The sequence below is a fragment of the Bradyrhizobium sp. SZCCHNR1053 genome (genome assembly GCF_032381235.1).
GTDB lineage: Bacteria > Pseudomonadota > Alphaproteobacteria > Rhizobiales > Xanthobacteraceae > Bradyrhizobium.
The window spans coordinates 245,277-265,023 of sequence record NZ_JAUHJM010000008.1; the positions used below are offsets into that span (position 1 = coordinate 245,277).

The following is a 19,747-nucleotide window of genomic DNA, read 5'->3' on the forward strand; positions in this document are numbered from 1 at the left end:
CGGCCGCCGTAAGGCAGCGCGCAGCCCCGCTTTCACGACGAGCTCATTTCTTCTCGTAGCTGATGCGATAGATCGCGCCGGCCCAGTCGTCCGCCACCAGGATCGAGCCGTCCTTGGCGAGGATGATGTCGTCGGGACGGCCGAGATAGCCCTGGTCGCCCTCGAGCCAGCCGGAGGCGAACACCTCCTGCTTGGGGTCCTTGCCGTCGGGGCCGACGATAACGCGCATGATCCGTGCGCCCTGGTACTTGTGCCGGTTCCAGGAGCCGTGCTCGGCGATCAGGATGTTGTTCTTGTACTCCGCCGGGAACTGGTCGCCGGTGTAAAACTTCATGCCGAGCGGCGCCACGTGCGGACCGAGGTTCAGCACTGGCGGTGTGAACTCCGAGCACTTGTGACCCATCGCGAATTTCGGATCCGGCAGGTCACCCTGGTGGCAATAGGGATAGCCGAAATGCTCGCCGATCTTCGAGATCATGTTGAGCTTGTCGCTCGGCAGATCGTCGCTGACCCAGTCGCGCGCATTCTCGGTGAACCAGTATTTGCCGGTGCGCGGGTCGACGTCGCCGCCGACGCTGTTGCGGACGCCGAGCGCATAGATCTCGGCATTGCCGGTGCGCGGATCGACTCGGCGGATCTGCGAGACTGACGTCGGCGGGATGCCGATGTTGAAGGGCGGTCCAAACGGGATATAGAACCAGCCTTCCTTGTCGACCGCGATGTATTTCCAGCCATGCGCCGCATAGGACGGCATGTCGTCGTAGACGACCTTGCCCTGGCCGAGATTGTCGAGACTGGCTTCGGCATTCTCGTATTTGATCAGCTTGTCGACCGCGATCACGTAGAGATTGCCATCCTGGAAGGCGAGGCCGGTCGGCATGTTCAGGCCCTTGAGGACCGTCTTGACCTCGCGTTTGCCGCCCTTGTCGGTGATGGCATAGACGTTGCCGAGCCCGAACGAGCCGACGAACAGCGTGCCCTTGTCGCCCCAGGCCATCTGCCGCGCGGCGAGCACGCCCGAGGCCCAGACCTCCATCTTGAAGCCGTCCGGCAGCTTCACCTGCTTGACGATCTTCGCGAGCTCGGCATCGGACGCGCCAGTCGGCGGGCCCGACGGCGGCGCCAGCCCCTTCTGCGCCTCGGTCTCGTCGCCGAGGAACCAGTCGTCCGGCGGATGCGTCCAGAACTCCTTGGTGCCGGATTCGTATTTCTTCAGGCCCTTCCCCTGATCGGATTGCTGCTGCGCGCCGGCGATGCTGGTGCCGGCGAGGAGACCTATTGTTGCAAGCGCAAGAATGCTTCGGTGAAAAGCCGATGTCATCGCTTCACTCCCATGAGGCAGCTCATGTGGCTGCGTCTACTTATCGGAACGTATCTGAAGACGTCCTTTGGCCGACCACATCAGTGGTCCTGCTCGAAAATGGTAGCACATCCTGAGCGGGTGAGAAGCGGATTGCTGCCAGGTTCGCGCGAGGCTCAAATGATGCCGCTCCACTCATGTCATGCCAGATGCGCATGTCCGTGCGCGTGCCTGCGCCGCATCGGCGATTGTCCGCCACGCGGCACGGGCCTGCCGCCATGCGCTGTATTCATATGCGCCGATCGGCCGGACGATTGGCGTATGCTTGAACAGCCGATAGGATCGGAACAACACGCTGCGGCCGTTCACCGCCCGGCAACGAGATCAAGTCGACAGGATCGATGAATGTCCGAGCGTTTCCCTGTGTCCACACCGAAGGCCGGTGCCGGCGTCCTCGACTTGCTGCGGCGGTTCGCAGCCGACCCCGCAGCGGCCATCGCCTATGGTGAAGAATGCCTGAAGAAGACGCAGGCGATCGAACCGCAGCTGAAAGCATTCGAATATCTGCCGCGGGATGTCGCTCCAAAGACCGGCCCGCTCGGTGGAATTCCCGTCGCCATCAAGGACATCATCGCCACCTCGGACATGCCGACCACCAACGGCTCGCAAATCTATCGCGATCACGTGCCGGATGCGGACGCCTGGGTGGTCGAACGGCTGCGCAATCTCGGCGCAACCATCTTCGGCAAGACGGTCTCCACTGAATTCGCCTGGCGTCATCCCGGTCCGACCGTCAATCCATGGAACCCCGAGCACACACCGGGCGGCTCATCGTCCGGATCAGCCGCCGCGGTTGCGGCCGGCCTCGTGCCGCTGGCACTGGGAACACAGACACTCGGCTCGGTGATCCGACCGGCGGCCTTCAACGGCGTCGTCGGCTTCAAGCCGAGCTTCGGCGCGATTCCACGCGACGGCGTGCATCCGCTTAGCCCGTCGCTCGACCATGTCGGCTTCTTCGCCCGCCGCGTCGACGACGTGGCCTTCGCCCTCTCGTTGCTCGCCGGCACCAGCGCAGATGATCGCCACGGCCGGCCGCTGCCGGGCTTCACCGTCGGCATCGACCAGGGCCTCACGCCGCACCGCACGCCACGGCTCGCGGCGGTGCGCTTCGCCAAATGGGAGCGCGCCGAGGCGGAGCAGAAGACCGTATTCGAGTCCGTCATCGACAAGCTGCGCAGCGCCGGTGCGACGATCATCGAGGTCGAACTGAGAGAGCTCGACGCGGTGAACTGGCATGCGATCACCACGATCATGCTCAGCGAGGCGACCACGATCTTCTCCGATCTGATCGCGCGCCATCCCGACCGGGTCAGCGAGGTCATGAAGGGCCACGTCGAGAGCGGGCGAAGCAAGACGGCCATGGAATATCTCGCCGCGAAGGCGGCCCAGGCCTTAAGGCAGAAGGCGCTCGCCGCTGAGCTCGACGGCTTCGACGCAGTGCTCACCTTGCCGGCGTTCGGCGAAGCGCCGCGCGGCTTGGATTGGACCGGAGACGCCGAATATTGCGCGCCCTGGACCTTCGTCGGAGCGCCGGCAGTCTCCTTGCCGGCCGGGTTGGGCAACAACGGCCTGCCGCTGGGCGTACAGATCGCCGGCCCCTATCGCAACGACCTCCATGTGCTCCGCGTCGCGAAATGGGCCGAAGCGGTGCTGGCGTTCGATCCCGGCGTGCCGCTCCTGGCGCGCAAATAGCCGCCACGAACCCGAGCAAGGATGCCGCTGCGCCACGAGGGCCTCCTGCGACAAGCCCAGTGGCGGGTTTGCGGCCAGCGCTGTAAAACGATCACATGACAGTCACAGACATCGCGAGCAGAACCTATAATCACGGTTGGCGCCTCGATCCGATCGTGCGCAGCCTGCTCGACACCGATTTTTACAAGTTGTTGATGCTGCAGATGATTCGGGAGTTCTACCCGAGTCAGCAGGTGACCTTCTCGGTCATCAACCGGACCCGGCGGGTGCGGCTCGGCGACGTCATCGACGAAGGCGAATTGCGAGCGCAGCTCGATCACGCCCGCACCATCCGCTTCGCCAAGAAGGAGCTGATCTGGCTGGCCGGCAACACCTTCTACGGCAAGACCCACATGTTCTCGCCGGAGTTCATCGCCTGGCTCGCCAATTTCCGCCTGCCCGAATACGAACTGCGCAAGTCGGAGGGCCAGTACGAGCTGCATTTCCACGGACCCTGGACCCACACCACGATGTGGGAAATCCCGGCGCTCGCGATCGTCAACGAGCTGCGCTCGCGCCAGGCCATGAAGGGACAGGGCCGGTTCGCGCTCGACGTGCTGTTCGCCCGCGCCAAGGCCAAGCTGTGGGCCAAAGTGGAGCGGCTGCGCAAGCTCGAGGGGCTGCGGCTGTCGGATTTCGGCACCCGCCGCCGCCACGGCTTCCTGTGGCAGCGCTGGTGCGTCGAGGCCGTCAAGGAAGGTCTCGGCTCGTCGTTCACCGGCACCTCCAACGTGCTGCTGGCGATGGACAACGATCTCGAAGCCATCGGCACCAACGCCCATGAGCTGCCGATGGTCGCGGCGGCGCTCGCCAAGGACGATGACGAGCTGCGCTTCGCGCCGTATCGCATTCTCGACCAGTGGCGGCAGACCTACGCAGGCAACCTGCTGATCGCGCTGCCCGACGCGTTCGGGACCAAGGCCTTCCTGCGCGACGCACCCGACTGGGTCGCCGACTGGACCGGCTTCCGTCCCGACAGCGCGCCGCCGATCCAGGCCGGCGAGGAGATCATCGCCTGGTGGAAATCGAAGGGGCGCGATCCCAAGCAGAAGCTGCTCGTGTTCTCCGACGCGATGGACGTCGAATCGATCGAGCAGCTCCATCATCGATTCTCCGATCAGGTGCGGCTGTCGTTCGGCTGGGGCACCAACCTGACCAACGATTTCGTCGGCTGCTCGCCGGACGGCTCGGTCGACCTCGATCCGATCTCGCTGGTCTGCAAGGTGACGTCGGCAGACGGGCATCCCGCCGTGAAGCTGTCCGACAACCCGGAGAAGGCGACCGGCGATCCCGCCGAGATCGCCCGTTATCTCCGCGTGTTCGGCGATGCCGGCCGGGTGCGCACGCCGGTGGTCGTCTAGGCCGCCCGACAGCCCACGGCGATTTCTCTTTCCTGCCACGTTTCTTGTTCCTGTTTTGTTCGAAATGCGGTAAAATCGTCGCACAAGCGCGCAGATCGGGTGACAGGAGATCGTTGGCATGCGTCGGGTGATCGGCCGAGTTGGACAGCTACTATCTGCAGCCATCCTTGTCGTCGGTGCGTTCCTGATCTCGACCGGGCCCGCTGCCGCCGACAAGCGCGTGGCGCTGGTGATCGGCAACTCCATTCACGAGCGCGCGCCGCTGCTGGACGAGCCGGCGGCGGATGCCCGGCTGATCGCCGACAGCCTGTCGCGGCTTGGCTTCACCCTGAGCGGCGGTGCCGCGCAGATCGACCTCGACAGGCGAGGCTTCGATCGCGCGCTTGCCGAGTTCAAGGGCAGGATCGCCGACGCCGACGTCGCGCTGATCTATTATGCCGGCTATGGGCTCAACCTGGGCGGCGCCGATTATCTCGTCCCGGTCGACGCGGCACCGGCGACAGCTGCGGATCTCAACACCGAGCTGCGCGACCTGACTGCGATTCTGCGCGAGCTGGGCGGATCGACCCCCCGGCAGAACGTGATCATTCTCGACGCCTTCCGCTCCAATCCGTTCGCCGGGCGCGGCATCGCCGGACTTGCCGCCGGCCTCGTCCCGGTCGACGTTTCCGCACGGACCGTGATCTCCTTTGCCGCACAGGCCGGGACGGCAGGACAGCGCGGCCCGGACGGCCACGGCGTGTTCGCCGCAGCCCTTGCAGAGGCGCTCCAGCAGCCTGGCCAACGTCTGATCGAGATCCTCAACCAGACCGACGCCGCGGTGGAGCGCGCCACCAGCGGAGCGCAGCGGCCGCTCGTGATGTTCACGTCGATAGACAGCGGCGCTCAACTGAGCGCCGCCGCCGCGAAGCCGACGCAGCCGGCCGGCCCTGACGCCGCCCGGAGCAGCGCTCCCGTTTCGAGCCCGACCGCCTCGTCCGACGCGGCAGATGCGCGGACGCCCGGACTTGCCGTGCTGTATGATGAGGATCTCTCTGACCCCAAGGGTAGGCGCTATTCCGGCTCGATCACCTGGCGGACCGAGACGGTCAAGAACGCACAATCAGGACGGCTCATGCCGGTGATCCGTGGCGAGATCGACATTCCCGAGCGCAAGCTGAAGGTCAGCCTGCAGCTGCGCCGCAACGACGATCCCAGCCTGCCGGCCAGCCATGTCGCCGAGCTCACATTCAGGCCCGCTGCCGACTTCGTCGGTGGCGGCATCAGCAGCGTCCCGGGAATGCTGATGAAGACGGATGAGAAGTCGCGCGGGACGCCGCTTGCCGGGCTTTCCGTCAAGATCACCGAAGGTTCATTCCTGGTGGGCTTGTCCAACGTCGAGGCCGATCGCGCGCGCAACGAGGAACTCCTCGCACGGCGCGAATGGTTCGACATCCCGGTCGTCTATGCGAACCAGCGCCGGGGCATCCTCGCCATCGGCAAAGGTCCCAGTGGAGATCGGGTATTCGCCGACGCACTCGCGGCCTGGGACAAATCCCCGCCGACGAAATGATGAGGCATAAGGCGAGAGGGGAACGGAGCGGAATTTTTGGAGCGGGCGAAGGGGTTCGAACCCTCGACCCCGACCTTGGCAAGGTCGTGCTCTACCACTGAGCTACACCCGCATCCGTGACGCCTTGGCGGCGTGGCCGCCAGCGACGGGCAGACCTATGCCAAATGCCGCGGACGAATGCAACAGGTCTGCGACAGGTTTCGTACGCCGACGACGTTCAAATTTTTGCGGTCGGGGCCGGCCGAACCGGGCCCAAACCTGCCCATCACCGGGCCGCGATGGGCGCTGATTGAAATTTCCAGCTGGACCGCCACTTAAAGTGAGAGAAAACGTGTATTGAGGCGCGGCGGCGGCCGGTTCCCGGTCGCCGTCCATCGGAATTTTTCGGACGAGGGACCCCGTGACCATTGTTGAGCAGGGCGGCGGAGCGGCGCCGCAGGTGCCGGATCTGATCAAGGACACCACGACGCAGAGCTTCGTGAAGGACGTCATCGAGGAATCGAAGCGGCAGCCGGTCCTCATCGACTTCTGGGCGCCGTGGTGCGGACCGTGCAAGCAGCTGACGCCCATCCTGGAAAAGGCCGTCAAGGCCGCCAACGGCAAGGTCAAGCTGGTCAAGATGAACATCGACGAGCATCCGGCCATTCCCGGCCAGATGGGGATCCAGTCGATTCCGGCCGTGATCGCGTTCGTCGGCGGACGGCCCGCCGATGGCTTCATGGGTGCCGTGCCCGAGAGCCAGGTCGCCGCCTTCATCGAAAAGATCACCAAGGGCGTTCCGGGCGTCGGCGAGCCCGACATCGCCGAAATCCTCAAGGAAGCCGAAGCCGCACTCGCCGAGGGCGATGCGGCTGGCGCGGCCGAGATCTATGCCGAGGTGCTCGCGGTCGATGCCGCCAACATCCCGGCGATCGCCGGGCTTGCGAAGTGCCAGGTCGAGCTCGGCGCGATCGACGAGGCCAAGCAGACGCTTGCGATGGTCCCGGACGCCAAGCGTAGCGATTCGGCGGTCTCCGCCGTGCAGGCCGCGATCGATCTGGCCGAGCAAGCCCAGTCGCTCGGGCCGGTCGGCGAGCTCGAACAGAAGGTCGCCGCCAATCCGCTCGACCACCAGGCGCGTTTTGACCTGGCGACGGCGCTGAACGCCGCGGGCAAGCGGAAGGAAGCCACCGACCAGCTGCTCGAGATCGTGAAGCGCGACCGCAAATGGAACGACGACGGCGCGCGCAAGCAGCTCGTGCAGTTCTTCGAAGCCTGGGGCGGCGCAGACGAGGCCACCATCGAGGGCCGCAAGCGGCTGTCGACGATCCTGTTTTCGTAACCCGGCTGGACGGGACGCGCGCTCGTTCCAGCGGACACGAGGTATCGCATGCCGATCAATGCCGAATATCGCGGTCCCGCCGAGCTGCCGGAGATCGTTCCGGTGTTTCCATTGGCGGGAGCCTTGCTGCTGCCGCGCGGCCAAATGCCGCTCAACATTTTCGAGCCGCGCTATCTCGCGATGGTCGACGATGCGCTTCGCGACGGCCATCGGCTCATTGGCATGATCCAGCCCGACGTCACGCATTCCTCCAGCGAGGAGCGGCCGGTGCTGTTCAAGGTCGGCTGCGTCGGCCGGATCACGCAGCTCGCCGAGTCCGGCGATGGCCGCTACATCCTCGAGCTCACCGGCGTGTCCCGCTTCAAGGTGGTCGAGGAAATGACGGTGCTCACGCCCTATCGGCAGTGCAAGGTCGATTATTTCCCGTTCGTCGATGATTTCACGGCGCGCAAGGGTGAGGACGCGGTCGACCGCGAGGCGCTGCTCGCGGTGCTCACCGACTTCCTCAAGGCGAACAATCTCAAGGTCGACTGGGCCGGCATCGAAGCGGCGCCGAACGAAGCGCTCGTGAACGCGCTGGCGATGATGTCGCCCTACGGTCCGGCGGAGAAGCAGGCGATGCTCGAGGCGCCGGACCTGAAGACCCGCGCCGAAATCCTCATCGCCGTGACCGAGATGGATCTCGCCAAGAAGCGGACCTCGGGTGATCCGCCGCTGCAATGATCATTCGGCGGCGGCCGCACGCGGCGCTGGCGGCGCCGCCGTGAGACGCATCAGCGCGATGGTGGCGAGGATCACCCCGATGTAAACTGCGAGCTGCATCGCGGTGGGCTGATCCGTATAGCCGATCAGGGCCTTGAGGGTCCGTCCGGCGACGCCACGCTCGGGCAGAACCGCGCTCGAATCCCACACCACCTGGTCGAACGATGTCAGCCAGTTGGCGCGCGCGAGAAAGAACACCGCCTGCGCGGCCATTCCCGCCGACAGCAGGGTGATCAGCACGGTGGTGGTCTTGAACAGCGCGCGCGGCGGGATGCGCATCAGACCCAGATAGGTCGCGAGACAGACGGCGACGCCGAGCAGCAGGCCGAGGACGCCGCCACCGAGCAGCGCCCGCCCGCCGCCGTCACCGGAGGCCGCCACGCCATAGAGAAACAGCGCGACCTCGCTGCCCTCGCGCAACACGGCGATGGCGATCACGGTCGCCAGCGCGACCAGCGGCTTGGCGCCTTCGGCCACCGCTTGGCCCATCGTCCGCAACTCGTTGCTCATCTCGCGGCCGTGCCGGGCCATCCAGACATTGTGCCAGGTCAGCATGATCACGGCAGCCGACAGGACCCCTGCATTGAACAATTCCTGTCCCATGCCTTCGAATAGCTGAGTCAGCGTGCCCGCGAACGCCGCGACGATGCATGCGCCGACCAGGCCGGCAAACAGCCCCGCGCCGATCCAGCGCAGGCGATGCGGGACCGCGCTGGTGACGGCGAGCACGATGCCGACGATCAGGCCGGCTTCGAACACTTCGCGGAAGACGATGATCAGGGCGGCGAGCATGGGATCTGGACCTATTGGACGTTGACGAAGCCGCGGGCCTTTTCGTTGAAGTCGTTATAGAACTCGTACCGCCCGGACTTCATGGCGCGGACGTTGAGCACCGCCTCGCTGTTGGCCGCGATCACCTTCTCGACCTTCAGGGTCTCGCTCTCGAACTCGATGGCCTTGCTCTCCATGTTCTTGACGCGGATCGTCAGCGGCGCGTCGGCAGGAACGGTCGGCTCCTTGGGCTCGAATTGACCATTGGCATAGGTGAGGCAGATCTCGTTCGATTCCCCGGCGTGCGCCTGCGCTGCCATCAGCAGCATGCCGACGCTTCCACCTACGACGACCAACTTCCGCACCACGTCGACCAACATCGATCCGTCCCCTCTCCTATCCCGACAAGCAAATCGGAGAACGGTTGCGCGCCCGGATCGATGTCGACGCCGGGCACCCGTTCGCGACGACGAACAGCTAAGCGGCTCGCCGCCGTGTCTGCAAAGAGACTCCTTCTAAGTTAGAACCATTCTTGGCGAATGTGTCGTGGCAGTGGCCCCGCGGTGAACGGAGTGCGGCCGAACGGCAGTTAAGGCGATGCAGCGGTTGCAAAGCGTCGCAATGCCGTCATCTCGCCGAGTTTGTGCCGCGGCGATGTCGACCGGATTCGCAGCGTCAGTAGCCGGCGATGGCGAGGAGGACCACGCCGGCGAGCATGATCCAGCCGAAATGCCGCGCGCGCGTCGCCAGCGCATTGGCGCCTGCAGCGAAGGTGAACACGACGATGACCGTGACCACCGTCCAATGCCGCGCCGACTCCGACGCCATTCGCGGGGCGGCCGTGAGCAGCACGCCACAGCCGATCCACGCCACCGTGCCCGTTTGCCAGACCAGCCGCAGCAGGGTTCGCAACCGCTCCGGCGAGATGGTGGCACGCGCGAACACCATCGTCTCGCCGAACACGCCATGGATCACGGCGACGGTGATCGCCATGAGCCCCGCGGTTACGAGCAGCGCATCGCGCATGGCACGCCTCCATACAGTTATGTATGGAAGATGCACGAAGCCCTGGCGGCCGTCAATACAGTTATGTATGGTCGTCCTGATGGTGACGACATGACCGATCAGCTCTCTGCGGACGATTGGCTGACACAGGGATTGAAGGTGCTGGCCACCCGGGGCTTCACCGCGCTGAAGGCGGAGCCGCTGGCGAAAGCCATGGGCGTGTCACGCGGCAGCTTCTACTGGCATTTCGCCGATGTGGCCGCGTTTCACGCCGCCCTCCTCAAAAAGTGGCGGGAGATTGCGGCCGAGCAGATCATCACCGGGGTGGAGGCGAGCGCCGGCGACCAGCCGGCGATTGCCGTGCTCCTCCGGCGCGCGTTCACCGTCAGACTCACCCTGGAGCGCGCCGTGCGCAGCTGGGCCGGATCCGACCCCGCCGCGCGCCAGGCCGTCCAGGCCATCGACAGACGCCGGCTGGGCTATGTCGAGAGCCTGCTTTCAGCCGAAGGACTGATGCCGGCGATCGCGCACGCACGCGCCCAGGTGCTGTACTGGGCCTTCCTCGGCCACGCGCTGTCGGATCGGCCGTTGCCGGCCCAGCAACTGGACACGGTCATCGAGGAGCTGATCCGGATCGCCCTGCACAAGCCTTGAAGGACGACAACCAGGCGGACGATATGCTACAGAGGCGCCCGCCGGAGACCCTTGCCATGAACGCCCCGCTCGAACGCCCCGCCAATTCCGTCGATCCCAAGCTGCTCGAGATCCTGGTCTGCCCGATGACCAAGGGCCCGCTGGAATACGACGCGGCGAAGCAGGAGCTGGTCTCGCGGTCGGCGAAGCTCGCCTACCCGATCCGCGACGGCATCCCGATCATGCTGCCGGAGGAAGCGCGGAAGATCGACTGACCGATGCGGCCCGTCGTGATCCGCTGCGCACTCGCCGTGGCGCTGATGGCCCTCACCTCGGTGGTCTCGGCCGAGGAGAGCGCCGTCCGCGTTGGCGCACTCGACGCCGTCTTGACCACGCCAGCGGGCGTCGAGCGCCCTCCGGTGGCGCTGCTGATCGCCGGCTCCGGGTCGACGGACCGGGACGGCAATGGGCCGCAGCTCAAGCCGGCGACCTTGAAGAAGCTCGCCGAGCGGCTCGCCGCCCAGGGCATCGCCAGCCTGCGCTACGACAAGCGCGGCGCGCGCGGCTGGAAGGCGGAGTTCGGCCGCCCGGAAGACTTCCGCTTCAAGGATTATGTCGGGGACGCCGCCGCGCTGGTCGACTTCCTGCGCGGCAAGTTCGCCCGGATCGTCCTGGTCGGCCACAGCGAGGGCGGCCTGGTCGCCATCCTCACCGCCCGTCGCACCCCGGTCGACCGTCTCGTCCTGCTCGCGTCGTCGGCGCGGCGGCAGGGCGATCTGCTGAAGGCGCAGTTCGAGAAGAAGCTGCCGGCCGCGAAGATGGAGCCGGTCGCCAAGGCGATCGATGCCATCATGGCCGGGCAGATCGTGGACCCGCCACCGCCCGAGCTGCCGATCGCCCCGAGCATGCAGCCCAGCATCGGCTCCGCCTTCGCCGAGGATCCGATCGATCCGCTCAAGCAGCTCACGATCCCGATCCTGATCGTCGGCGGCGCCCGCGACCACCAGATCGCACGCCTCGACATGGTCGCGCTCGCCGCCGCCGCACCGGCCGCCAAGTCGCTGTGGCTGCCGGAGATGAACCACGTTCTGGTCGACGTCGCCAACGAGGACGAGAACCTCGCCTCCTACAACGATCCAGACCGCCCGCTCGACCCCGACATGATCGACGCCGTCGCCGGTTTCATCGCCGCCGCAGGCCCGCGCTGAACCTCAAAGCGCCTCGCCCTTCAGCAGCCGCGGCATCTCGCCGGTGAGCCCCGCGGCCTGCTTGATGAACAGCTCCTTCAACGGCGGCGCGCGATCGACGATCCCAAGGCCGATGTCGCGCACGGCCCGCAACAGCGTCGATTTATTGGAGAACAGGAAGTTCAGCGAGTTGGTGGCGACGCCCATCGCCATCGTGTCGAAGCGGCGCCAGCGCTGATAGCGCTCGAGGACATCGACCTGCCCCGGGTCGATTCCCACTCTTGCCGCATCGACCACGACCTCGGCCAGTGCGGCGACGTCCTTCAGCCCCATGTTGAGCCCCTGCCCCGCGATGGGGTGGATCACATGGGCGGCGTCGCCGACCAGCGCCAGCCGCGGCGCGATGAACGAGCGGGCGACGAAGTAGGACAGCGGAAACGCGCGCGGCTGGTCGAGCACCTTCAACTCGCCGAGATGCAGGCCGGCGCGCTTCTCCAGCTCGGCCTGGAATTCATCCGCGCTGAGCGCGACGAGGCGCTTCGCCTCGTCGCGCCGCTCGGTCCACACCAGCGAGGAGCGCTTGCCGGTCAGCGGCAGGATCGCGAATGGTCCGGGCGGAAGGAAATGCTCCTCGGCGCGGCCGCCATGGTCGCGCTCGTGACCGATGGTCACGACGATGCCGGACTGGTCATAGTCCCAGCCATGGGTCTGGATGCCCGCGCGCTCGCGCAGCTTCGAGCGCGCGCCGTCAGCAGCAACCAGCAGGCTCGCGTCGAGCTGGCTGCCGTCGCCCAGAGTCACCGCGATGCCGTCGGCCCGCGTCGCAAAGCCGGTCACCGGCATCGCCTTGAGCTCGACGCCTGCGGCCTCCGCATGCCGGACCAGCGCGTCGATCAAGAGCCGGTTCTCGACCATGTGCGCGAACGGCTCGCCGGCCTCGACCTGGCCCGCAAAGGTCAGGAACGCCGGGCGGATCGCATCCTCGGGCTTGGAGTCGGTGATGACCATGTCGAGGATCGGCTGCGCCTCGGGCGCGACATCGGCCCAGACCCCGATCGCGTCAAACAGCTTGCGGCAGGCCGCGACGATGGCGCTGGCGCGCGGATCGCGGCTCGGCCGGTTCGCCAGCGCCGGATCGGCCACGATCACCGGCACCTCGGGCCCAAGCCCCTGACGGAGCGCCAACGCCAGCGCCAGGCCGGCAAACGCCCCGCCACAAATGACAATGCTTCGCTGTGTCGTCATGCCGCCCTGCTCACGGTTACTCTTGCGAGTGGAGTATAGCTGGGCGAAACAGGGGCGTGAAACAAGGTCTGCCCTCCGAAACCGTCATTTCCGGATGCCCGATCCCGCTGGAACGGGGCCGGAGCTGACGGCCGAGCCAGCGAAAGCACCACGCCATGTCCAAGGGACTGATCGACCTGATCTCGATCCTCGATCTCGAGCCGATCGAGGTGAACCTGTTCCGCGGCAACAGCCCGAAGACGAGCTGGCAGCGCGTGTTCGGCGGCCAAGTGATCGGCCAGGCGATGATGGCGGCGTGCCGCACTGTCGAGGGCCGGCTGCCGCATTCGCTGCACTGCTACTTCATCCTGCCCGGTGACCCGCAGGTGCCGATCATCTACCAGGTCGAGCGCCTGCGCGACGGCAAGAGCTATGCGACCCGGCGCGTCACCGCGATCCAGCACGGCAATGCGATCTTCTCGATCATGGTGTCCTTCCACAGCGACGAGGACAGCGCATTCAACCACCAGGACAAGATGCCGGACGTGCCGCCGCCGGAGAAGCTGACGGCGGAGGAGATCTCCAAGCAGCCGATGTTTCAGGAAGTCTTCCAAAGGATGCCGGACTTCATCCGCCGCTACTACGAATCCGACCGGCCGATCGAGCTGCGCCCCGTCGAGCTGAACCGGTACTTCGGCCATAAGATCGAGGATGGCCGCATCAACGTCTGGATCAAGACGGCGGCGAAGCTGCCCGATGATCCGGCGCTGCACATGTGCGCGCTGGCCTATGCGTCGGACTTCTCGCTGCTCGACGCGGTCATGGCGCGCTATGGCCGCACCTTGTTCGACAAGCGCATGATGCCGGCCTCGCTGGATCACGCGATGTGGTTTCACCGGCCGTTCCGCGCCGACGAATGGCTGCTTTATGCGCAGGATTCGCCGAGCGCGCAGGGCGGCCGCGGGCTCACCCGCGGCTCGATCTTCAAGCCCGACGGCACGCTGGTCGCCTCCGTCGCGCAGGAGGGCTCGATCCGCGAGCGCCGGACGTAGCAGCCTCACACCGGCTGCGCCGTCCGCGGCACGACCGCGAATTGCGACACGTACCAGGCGCTGTACCAGCTCAGCAGCCACGGGATCGGAATGATCACCGAGCAGCCGAGCACGAACGCGAAGGTGCGCCACAGCACCTGCAGGCCCGAGCCGGTGAACACGACCTCGCGCCGCGTCCCCTGGATGTTGCGGCAGACCCAGCGCATCCAGGCGGTCAGCACCCAGGCCCAGCCGATGATGGTGATGCCCGACACGATCATCAGCAGGTACCAGCCGGCATAGACGACGGGGCTGCCTTCGAAATGGATCGGCAACCGCTCGCCATTCGAGGCGATGTTGCTCAGAAGCCAGCGCAGCACCATCCAGCCCAGGAACGCCGGAGCGACCAGCGAGATCAGGTTGAGGATCGGCCGGTCGCTGAGGCCGACATAGGTCAGCACGCCCATCGCGATGAAGACGTACCAGATGTCGAGCGGCTGGCCGGTGAAGGTGAGGTTCGGCCGGCCGGGCACCCTCATCCGCTCGATCACGTAGCGGTAGAGGTAGACGGCGGTCCACGGCGTGATGACGATCAGGAACTGGCCGACGACATACAGCAAGGTCCAGCCGAGATAGGACCAGGTCTCGAGCGTGACCGAGAGCGCGCCGGCCGAGGCGGCGCCGCCGGAATCGAACGCGGGCGGCGTGGCCGGCGACATGCTCGGCACGCCCGACATCAGGCCGGGAATGTGCCCGGCCTTCTCCCAGCCGGCCATCCCGTCGCTCCACAGCAGCGTCTCGGCCGTGACGACACCCCGGGCGATCAGGTCGCGCAGTTCGTCTTCCGAAATGGGGCCCTGTTGCTGGCCTTGCGCCGCGTAATACCAGGAACGATTCGACATGGGATGTCCTTGAGTGGAGGATGGCAGGAAAACGTCTTCAGTCTGTCGGGCGATGTCGCGTTCCGTTCAGTGATATCCGTCACTCCTTGACGTTTTCGCTTAACGCTGCGCTGATTTTGTGCCATTTGCCTAGGAACAGGCCACAACAGCCGTTCGACGCCTGCCTCAGAAGCAGGCTGCCCAGACCCGAGGAAACCAAGGCCCGCCCATGAAGCTCGTCGTCGCGATCATCAAACCCTTCAAGCTCGACGAGGTGCGCCAGGCCCTCACCGCGATCGGCGTCCACGGCATGACCGTCACCGAGGTGAAGGGCTACGGCCGCCAGAAGGGCCATACCGAGATCTACCGGGGCGCCGAGTATATCGTGAACTTCCTGCCCAAGCTGCGCATCGAGATCGCGGTCAACTCCGACATCGCCGAGAAGGCGGTCGAGGTAATCACGACGCACGCGCGCACCGGCCAGATCGGCGACGGCAAGATCTTCGTGACGCCGATCGATCATGCCCGCCGCATCCGCACCGGCGAGACCGACACCGACGCACTCTAAGCCCGTCAAGCAGCCGCAACGGCTGCACGCCCGCCGCAACGGCGCGGCGAACTGCAAGATCCTAACATCTGACATGCCGGGGGGACTGTCATGGAGACCTGCGCGTCTCGTTGCCTGCGCGCGTCTGCAGCATTGGCTGCAGCGGGCGCGATTGCCTTCACCACGCCAGCAGCGGCCGCAGCGCCGTCCACGATCGAACCGGCCGACACCGCCTGGATGATCGTCGCCACCGCTCTGGTGCTGATGATGACCATTCCCGGTCTGGCGCTGTTCTACTCGGGCATGGTGCGCAAGAAGAACGTGCTGGCGACGATGGCGCAGAGCCTCGCAGCCGTGATGCTGATCTCGATCCTGTGGGTCGCATTCGGCTACTCGCTGGCCTTCGTCGGCGACGGCACCTGGATCGGCTCGCTCGACCGCGCCTTCCTCGCCGGCATGGGCATGGACAGCGTCCATCCCGGCGCCAGGACGATCCCCGAGTCGCTGTTCATGCTGTACCAGATGACGTTCGCGATCATCACGGTGGCGCTGGTGGCGGGCTCGGTAGCCGACCGCATGCGCTTCTCGGCCTACCTCCTGTTCAGCATCGCATGGTTCATCTTCGTCTATGTGCCGCTGGCGCATTGGATCTGGGGCGGCGGCTTTCTTGCGCAGGCCGGCGTGGTCGACTTCGCCGGCGGTCTCGTCGTGCATCTCTCCGCGGGCACCGCGGGATTGGTCGCGGCGCTGGTGATGGGACGCCGCCAGGGCTACGGCAGCGAGAACCTCTCGCCGTTCGATCTGTCGCTCGCGGTAGTCGGCACCGGCCTGCTCTGGGTCGGCTGGTTCGGCTTCAATGGCGGCTCGGCGCTCGGGGCGAATGCGCATGCGGTGATGGCGATCCTGACGACGCATCTCGCCGCCTGCGCCGGCGCCGTCACCTGGGGCGCGCTGGAATGGTCGACGCGGCGCAAGCCGTCGGTGCTCGGCATGATCTCCGGCGCGGTGGCCGGCCTCGGCACCATCACGCCCGCGTCCGGCTTCGTCGCCCCCTGGCATGGCCTGGTGATCGGCGCGCTCGCCGGTATCATCTGCTACTGGGCCTGCACCTCGCTGAAGCACCGCTTCAACTATGACGATTCGCTCGACGTGTTCGGCGTCCACGGCATCGGCGGCCTCACCGGCACGCTGCTGGCCGGCGTGTTCGCGACCGCCGCGATCGGCGGCACAGCCGGGCTGATCGAGGGCAACCCGAAGCAGCTTGCGGCCCAGCTCTACGGCGTCGCCGTCACCCTGGTGTGGTCGGGCGGCGTCACCTGGGGGCTCCTCAAGTTGGTCAGCGCCTTCGTGCCGCTGCGGGTGTCGCGCGAGCACGAGCTGGAAGGACTCGACATCTCCCAGCATGGCGAGGCGCTGCAATAGCTGCAGCAATTGGCGCCAATTGACCTGTTCGGCGTCGCGGGATTCTGCCCGCGCGGTGAGCAGCATTGTGTCTTGAGCCTGACATGCGTAACTTTTGCGCATGCCTGCCCATTCCTTGAGCGCGACGGAATAGCGCAGCCTTTGATGCCCCCGGTGAGGGGTGAAAAGGTCAGGATTCACCGCTCGTTAGCCCTGACCAGCCGTCTGGCACGGCATTTGATTCTATCGCTCCCGGCTGTGCCCGCGTCGTGAAGCTCTCTCCGCGTGGTGAACCTCAGTCGACAGGAAGCGCTCGGTAACGTCCGTGCCGGGCCCAAGCGGGGATAGGACCCATGAAAATTGTTATGGCGATCATTAAGCCATTCAAGCTCGAAGAAGTCCGGGACGCCCTGACCGCCATCGGCGTTCATGGTCTCACGGTGACGGAAGTGAAGGGGTACGGCCGTCAGAAAGGTCATACGGAAATCTACCGCGGCGCCGAATATGCGGTGAGCTTCCTGCCCAAGATCAAGATCGAGGTCGCGATCCCCTCCGACCAGGTCGACAAGACCATCGATGCGATCAGCTCGGCCGCCAAGACCGGCCAGATCGGCGACGGCAAGATCTTCGTCATCAGCCTCGACCACGCCGTGCGCATCCGCACCGGCGAAGCGGACGCTGCGGCCCTTTGATTTCGCGCTCAAACCAGAACACTTACGGAGTACAATAAAATGACGTTCAAGCGTCCAACCAGCGCGGGATGGGTTACGCTCGCAATTGCAGGGCTCTGCGTCGCAGGCCTCGCCGATGTGGCGTTCGCCGAGGACGCGCCTGCCGCCGCTGCCGCAGCCGCCCCCGTTCCCAACAAGGGCGACGTCGCCTGGATGCTCGTGTCCAGCGCGCTCGTCCTGATGATGTCCATCCCCGGCCTCGCGCTGTTCTATGGCGGCCTCGTCCGCACCAAGAACATGGCCTCGGTCCTCACCCAGGTGTTCGCCATCGTTGCGATGGTCGGCGTGATCTGGACGCTCTACGGCTACTCGCTCGCCTTCACCGACGGCGGCAGCATGACCTCGTGGGTCGGCGGCTTCTCCAAGGCCTTCCTGCACGGCGTCGACGCCAACTCGACCGTTCCGACCTTCTCGAACGGCGTGGTGATCCCGGAGCTGGCCTACTTCGTGTTCCAGATGACCTTCGCGATGATCACCCCGGCCCTGATCGTCGGCGCCTTCGCCGAACGCATCAAGTTCTCGGCGGTGATGCTGTTCATCCTGCTCTGGGTGACCTTCATCTACTTCCCGATCGCGCACTGGGTCTGGTTCATCGCAGCTCCCGATGACATCGCTGCTGCTGCCAAGGCTCTCGCTGCCGCTGGCGACGCTGCCGCCAAGACCGCTGCCCAGGCCAAGCTCGACGAAGTCACCGGCGCTGTCGGCTGGCTCGCCGGCGCTGGCGCCCTCGACTTCGCAGGCGGCACCGTCGTCCACATCAATGCCGGCATCGCCGGGCTGGTGGGCGCGGTCCTGATCGGCAAGCGCACCGGCTACGGCAAGGAGCTGATGGCTCCGCACTCGCTGACCATGACCATGATCGGCGCCGCGCTGCTGTGGGTCGGCTGGTTCGGCTTCAATGCCGGCTCGAACCTGGAGTCGAACGGCGTCACCGCGCTGGCCTTCGTCAACACCATGGTCGCCACCGCCGGTGCGGCGCTGTCCTGGCTGCTCTGCGAATGGGCGGTCAAGGGCAAGCCCTCGCTGCTCGGCATCTGCTCGGGCGCGGTTGCCGGCCTCGTCGCCGTCACCCCGGCCTCCGGTTATGCCGGTCCGATCGGCGCGCTGGTGCTCGGCCTGATCGTCTCGCCGGTCTGCCTGTTCTTCGTCTCCACCGTGAAGAACGCGCTCGGCTATGACGACGCGCTCGACGTGTTCGGCGTGCACTGCATCGGCGGCATCATCGGCGCCCTGGCCACCGGCATCCTGGTCAACCCGGCTCTGGGTGGCGTCGGCATCACCGACTACACCAACATCACCGGCAACAACGCTGGCACCTACGACTTCGCCACGCAGATGCTGGCGCAGCTCAAGGCTGTCGTCGCCACGCTGGTGTGGTCGGGTGTCGGCTCGGCGATCCTCTACAAGGTCGTCGACGTGGTCATCGGCCTGCGCCCGACCGTGGAGCAGGAGCGCGAGGGTCTCGACATCACCGACCACGGCGAGCGCGCCTACAACTACTGAGTTCTCCCGGGACTTGGTCGTACGCGACCAGGTCCGCAACTTCGGTTCGGGCAAATACCCGGCAATGCCCTGACCGTTGAGGGGCTCCAGCGCAAGCTGGGGCCCCTTTCTTTTTGTTTGGATCGTGAGGGCCGAGCGCGCGCCAAATAACCGGTGTCGTCCCTGCGAACGCAGGGACCCATACCGCGTGATGTTTGTAAGAGGCAGGCTGCTGGTCCCGTGCAAGACAACTGAACCCTGTGGTTATGGATCCCGGGTCGGCGCGCTTCGCGCTTGCCCGGGACGACAGCTGTGGTTGGCGCGCCCGGCGTTGCCTCCGAGAAGCAGCTCGAAGGCGAACAATCTCGTTCTCGCGACACGATGCGCCCGAGCTGTGCTGAAACTCACCGCCCTCGGAAAACAGAGGGCGCAGGGAAGGCCGGGCGCTGGCCGCGCCCGTGGCCCGCCAGCGAAAGAAAATGCTGGCGGCAGGTACCACAGGTCTGGCCGAACACACCCGGCCCTCCCTGCGCAACGGTTTTAACGGCTGCTTCGCGTTCTCCTTGGCGCGCCGGGCTTGTTGGCCACCATCACGAGCGCGACACGTTAGCATCAGCACCCGCTTGATATCAGCATCGGGATATCAGGACCGCGCGACTTGACCGTGCGTGCATCGCCGTTCGTCCGCGCAGACTGAAACTACGCTGCGGCAACACACGCCCATCGCCTCCCACTGCCAACGGTCCGTGACGGTCGCGAAACGCCCC

The 19,747-nt window shown here is 65.9% G+C and carries 19 protein-coding genes and 1 tRNA gene; 13 read left to right on the forward strand and 7 right to left on the reverse strand.

From position 1 onward, the window contains the following. Positions 1 to 43 precede the first annotated feature (43 nt). Complete coding sequence (locus tag QX051_RS20185; protein WP_315777324.1) at positions 44 to 1,321, reverse strand: PQQ-dependent sugar dehydrogenase; 1,278 nt, start codon at positions 1,319 to 1,321, stop codon at positions 44 to 46. Positions 1,322 to 1,705: 384 nt separating this feature from the next. Here QX051_RS20185 and QX051_RS20190 point away from each other — a divergent pair, with 384 nt between their 5' ends. From QX051_RS20190 to QX051_RS20200, 3 genes are all read left to right on the forward strand, one after another. After that, complete coding sequence (locus QX051_RS20190) at positions 1,706 to 3,052, forward strand: amidase (protein ID WP_315777325.1); 1,347 nt, start codon at positions 1,706 to 1,708, stop codon at positions 3,050 to 3,052. Positions 3,053 to 3,147: 95 nt separating this feature from the next. Then, positions 3,148 to 4,452, forward strand: coding sequence for a nicotinate phosphoribosyltransferase (gene pncB / locus QX051_RS20195; protein ID WP_315758706.1), 1,305 nt, complete (start codon positions 3,148 to 3,150; stop codon positions 4,450 to 4,452). 118 nt (positions 4,453 to 4,570) lie between these two features. Continuing rightward, positions 4,571 to 6,004 carry a caspase domain-containing protein gene (locus QX051_RS20200; RefSeq protein WP_315777326.1) on the forward strand — a complete coding sequence of 478 codons (1,434 nt, stop codon included), beginning with the start codon at positions 4,571 to 4,573 and terminating at the stop codon, positions 6,002 to 6,004. Between the two features lie 37 nt (positions 6,005 to 6,041). Here QX051_RS20200 and QX051_RS20205 read toward each other — a convergent pair. Further along, positions 6,042 to 6,116: transfer RNA gene (locus QX051_RS20205), tRNA-Gly, on the reverse strand. A 288-nt stretch (positions 6,117 to 6,404) separates the two neighbouring features. Here QX051_RS20205 and trxA point away from each other — a divergent pair. Further along, positions 6,405 to 7,325 (forward strand): thioredoxin, encoded by a 921-nt coding sequence (gene trxA / locus QX051_RS20210; protein WP_315740642.1) that lies wholly within the window; start codon positions 6,405 to 6,407, stop codon positions 7,323 to 7,325. 48 nt (positions 7,326 to 7,373) lie between these two features. Next, positions 7,374 to 8,048, forward strand: coding sequence for an LON peptidase substrate-binding domain-containing protein (locus tag QX051_RS20215; protein WP_315715855.1), 675 nt, complete (start codon positions 7,374 to 7,376; stop codon positions 8,046 to 8,048). On the opposite strand, the gene QX051_RS20220 is transcribed toward QX051_RS20215, so the two are convergent. From QX051_RS20220 to QX051_RS20230, 3 genes are all read right to left on the reverse strand, one after another. Then, entirely contained in the window at positions 8,049 to 8,879 is an 831-nt protein-coding gene (locus tag QX051_RS20220; RefSeq protein WP_315758703.1) for an FTR1 family protein, read from the reverse strand. An 11-nt stretch (positions 8,880 to 8,890) separates the two neighbouring features. After that, positions 8,891 to 9,187, reverse strand: a complete 297-nt coding sequence (locus QX051_RS20225) for a cupredoxin domain-containing protein (RefSeq protein ID WP_315740640.1) — start codon at positions 9,185 to 9,187, stop codon at positions 8,891 to 8,893. 346 nt (positions 9,188 to 9,533) lie between these two features. Further along, positions 9,534 to 9,884, reverse strand: coding sequence for a hypothetical protein (locus QX051_RS20230; protein ID WP_315777327.1), 351 nt, complete (start codon positions 9,882 to 9,884; stop codon positions 9,534 to 9,536). A gap of 90 nt (positions 9,885 to 9,974) precedes the next feature. Between QX051_RS20230 and QX051_RS20235 the strand changes: the two genes are divergently transcribed. Genes QX051_RS20235 through QX051_RS20245 form a run of 3 tightly spaced genes read left to right on the forward strand, consistent with a single transcriptional unit; the run spans position 9,975 to position 11,704 of the window. Beyond that, entirely contained in the window at positions 9,975 to 10,517 is a 543-nt protein-coding gene (locus QX051_RS20235) for a TetR/AcrR family transcriptional regulator (RefSeq protein ID WP_315770603.1), read from the forward strand. Between the two features lie 56 nt (positions 10,518 to 10,573). After that, positions 10,574 to 10,771, forward strand: coding sequence for a Trm112 family protein (locus QX051_RS20240; protein WP_006613415.1), 198 nt, complete (start codon positions 10,574 to 10,576; stop codon positions 10,769 to 10,771). 3 nt (positions 10,772 to 10,774) lie between these two features. Further along, positions 10,775 to 11,704, forward strand: coding sequence for an alpha/beta hydrolase (locus QX051_RS20245; protein WP_315777328.1), 930 nt, complete (start codon positions 10,775 to 10,777; stop codon positions 11,702 to 11,704). 3 nt (positions 11,705 to 11,707) lie between these two features. Here QX051_RS20245 and QX051_RS20250 read toward each other — a convergent pair whose 3' ends face one another. Further along, positions 11,708 to 12,928 (reverse strand): ubiquinone biosynthesis hydroxylase, encoded by a 1,221-nt coding sequence (locus tag QX051_RS20250; protein WP_315777329.1) that lies wholly within the window; start codon positions 12,926 to 12,928, stop codon positions 11,708 to 11,710. A gap of 155 nt (positions 12,929 to 13,083) precedes the next feature. Here QX051_RS20250 and tesB point away from each other — a divergent pair, with 155 nt between their 5' ends. Further along, the gene (tesB, locus tag QX051_RS20255) at positions 13,084 to 13,959 is read left to right on the forward strand and encodes an acyl-CoA thioesterase II (protein WP_315740635.1); all 876 of its coding nucleotides are present in this window, start codon (positions 13,084 to 13,086) and stop codon (positions 13,957 to 13,959) included. 5 nt (positions 13,960 to 13,964) lie between these two features. Here tesB and QX051_RS20260 read toward each other — a convergent pair whose 3' ends face one another. Then, positions 13,965 to 14,840 (reverse strand): DUF4339 domain-containing protein, encoded by an 876-nt coding sequence (locus QX051_RS20260; RefSeq protein WP_315777330.1) that lies wholly within the window; start codon positions 14,838 to 14,840, stop codon positions 13,965 to 13,967. A 208-nt stretch (positions 14,841 to 15,048) separates the two neighbouring features. Between QX051_RS20260 and QX051_RS20265 the strand changes: the two genes are divergently transcribed. From QX051_RS20265 to QX051_RS20280, 4 genes are all read left to right on the forward strand, one after another. Continuing rightward, positions 15,049 to 15,387, forward strand: coding sequence for a P-II family nitrogen regulator (locus QX051_RS20265; protein WP_172112996.1), 339 nt, complete (start codon positions 15,049 to 15,051; stop codon positions 15,385 to 15,387). Positions 15,388 to 15,477: 90 nt separating this feature from the next. After that, on the forward strand, positions 15,478 to 16,788 hold the full coding sequence (locus tag QX051_RS20270) for an ammonium transporter (protein ID WP_315758696.1): 1,311 nt from the start codon (positions 15,478 to 15,480) through the stop codon (positions 16,786 to 16,788). 332 nt (positions 16,789 to 17,120) lie between these two features. Further along, positions 17,121 to 17,459 (forward strand): P-II family nitrogen regulator, encoded by a 339-nt coding sequence (locus QX051_RS20275; RefSeq protein WP_006611147.1) that lies wholly within the window; start codon positions 17,121 to 17,123, stop codon positions 17,457 to 17,459. Between the two features lie 39 nt (positions 17,460 to 17,498). Then, positions 17,499 to 19,001, forward strand: coding sequence for an ammonium transporter (locus QX051_RS20280; protein WP_315777331.1), 1,503 nt, complete (start codon positions 17,499 to 17,501; stop codon positions 18,999 to 19,001). Positions 19,002 to 19,747: the final 746 nt, after the last annotated feature.

Excerpts from the sequence above, each read along its gene's own strand:
- QX051_RS20185 (WP_315777324.1), bottom strand. The coding sequence starts at position 1,321 with ATGACATCGGCTTTTCACCGAAGCATTCTTGCGCTTGCAACAATAGGT.
- QX051_RS20190 (WP_315777325.1), top strand. The coding sequence starts at position 1,706 with ATGTCCGAGCGTTTCCCTGTGTCCACACCGAAGGCCGGTGCCGGCGTC.
- pncB (WP_315758706.1), top strand. The coding sequence starts at position 3,148 with ATGACAGTCACAGACATCGCGAGCAGAACCTATAATCACGGTTGGCGC.
- QX051_RS20200 (WP_315777326.1), top strand. The coding sequence starts at position 4,571 with ATGCGTCGGGTGATCGGCCGAGTTGGACAGCTACTATCTGCAGCCATC.
- QX051_RS20215 (WP_315715855.1), top strand. The coding sequence starts at position 7,374 with ATGCCGATCAATGCCGAATATCGCGGTCCCGCCGAGCTGCCGGAGATC.
- QX051_RS20220 (WP_315758703.1), bottom strand. The coding sequence starts at position 8,879 with ATGCTCGCCGCCCTGATCATCGTCTTCCGCGAAGTGTTCGAAGCCGGC.
- QX051_RS20225 (WP_315740640.1), bottom strand. The coding sequence starts at position 9,187 with ATGCTGCTGATGGCAGCGCAGGCGCACGCCGGGGAATCGAACGAGATC.
- QX051_RS20230 (WP_315777327.1), bottom strand. The coding sequence starts at position 9,884 with ATGCGCGATGCGCTGCTCGTAACCGCGGGGCTCATGGCGATCACCGTC.
- QX051_RS20235 (WP_315770603.1), top strand. The coding sequence starts at position 9,975 with ATGACCGATCAGCTCTCTGCGGACGATTGGCTGACACAGGGATTGAAG.
- QX051_RS20240 (WP_006613415.1), top strand. The coding sequence starts at position 10,574 with ATGAACGCCCCGCTCGAACGCCCCGCCAATTCCGTCGATCCCAAGCTG.
- QX051_RS20245 (WP_315777328.1), top strand. The coding sequence starts at position 10,775 with ATGCGGCCCGTCGTGATCCGCTGCGCACTCGCCGTGGCGCTGATGGCC.
- QX051_RS20250 (WP_315777329.1), bottom strand. The coding sequence starts at position 12,928 with ATGACGACACAGCGAAGCATTGTCATTTGTGGCGGGGCGTTTGCCGGC.
- tesB (WP_315740635.1), top strand. The coding sequence starts at position 13,084 with ATGTCCAAGGGACTGATCGACCTGATCTCGATCCTCGATCTCGAGCCG.
- QX051_RS20260 (WP_315777330.1), bottom strand. The coding sequence starts at position 14,840 with ATGTCGAATCGTTCCTGGTATTACGCGGCGCAAGGCCAGCAACAGGGC.
- QX051_RS20265 (WP_172112996.1), top strand. The coding sequence starts at position 15,049 with ATGAAGCTCGTCGTCGCGATCATCAAACCCTTCAAGCTCGACGAGGTG.
- QX051_RS20270 (WP_315758696.1), top strand. The coding sequence starts at position 15,478 with ATGGAGACCTGCGCGTCTCGTTGCCTGCGCGCGTCTGCAGCATTGGCT.
- QX051_RS20275 (WP_006611147.1), top strand. The coding sequence starts at position 17,121 with ATGAAAATTGTTATGGCGATCATTAAGCCATTCAAGCTCGAAGAAGTC.
- QX051_RS20280 (WP_315777331.1), top strand. The coding sequence starts at position 17,499 with ATGACGTTCAAGCGTCCAACCAGCGCGGGATGGGTTACGCTCGCAATT.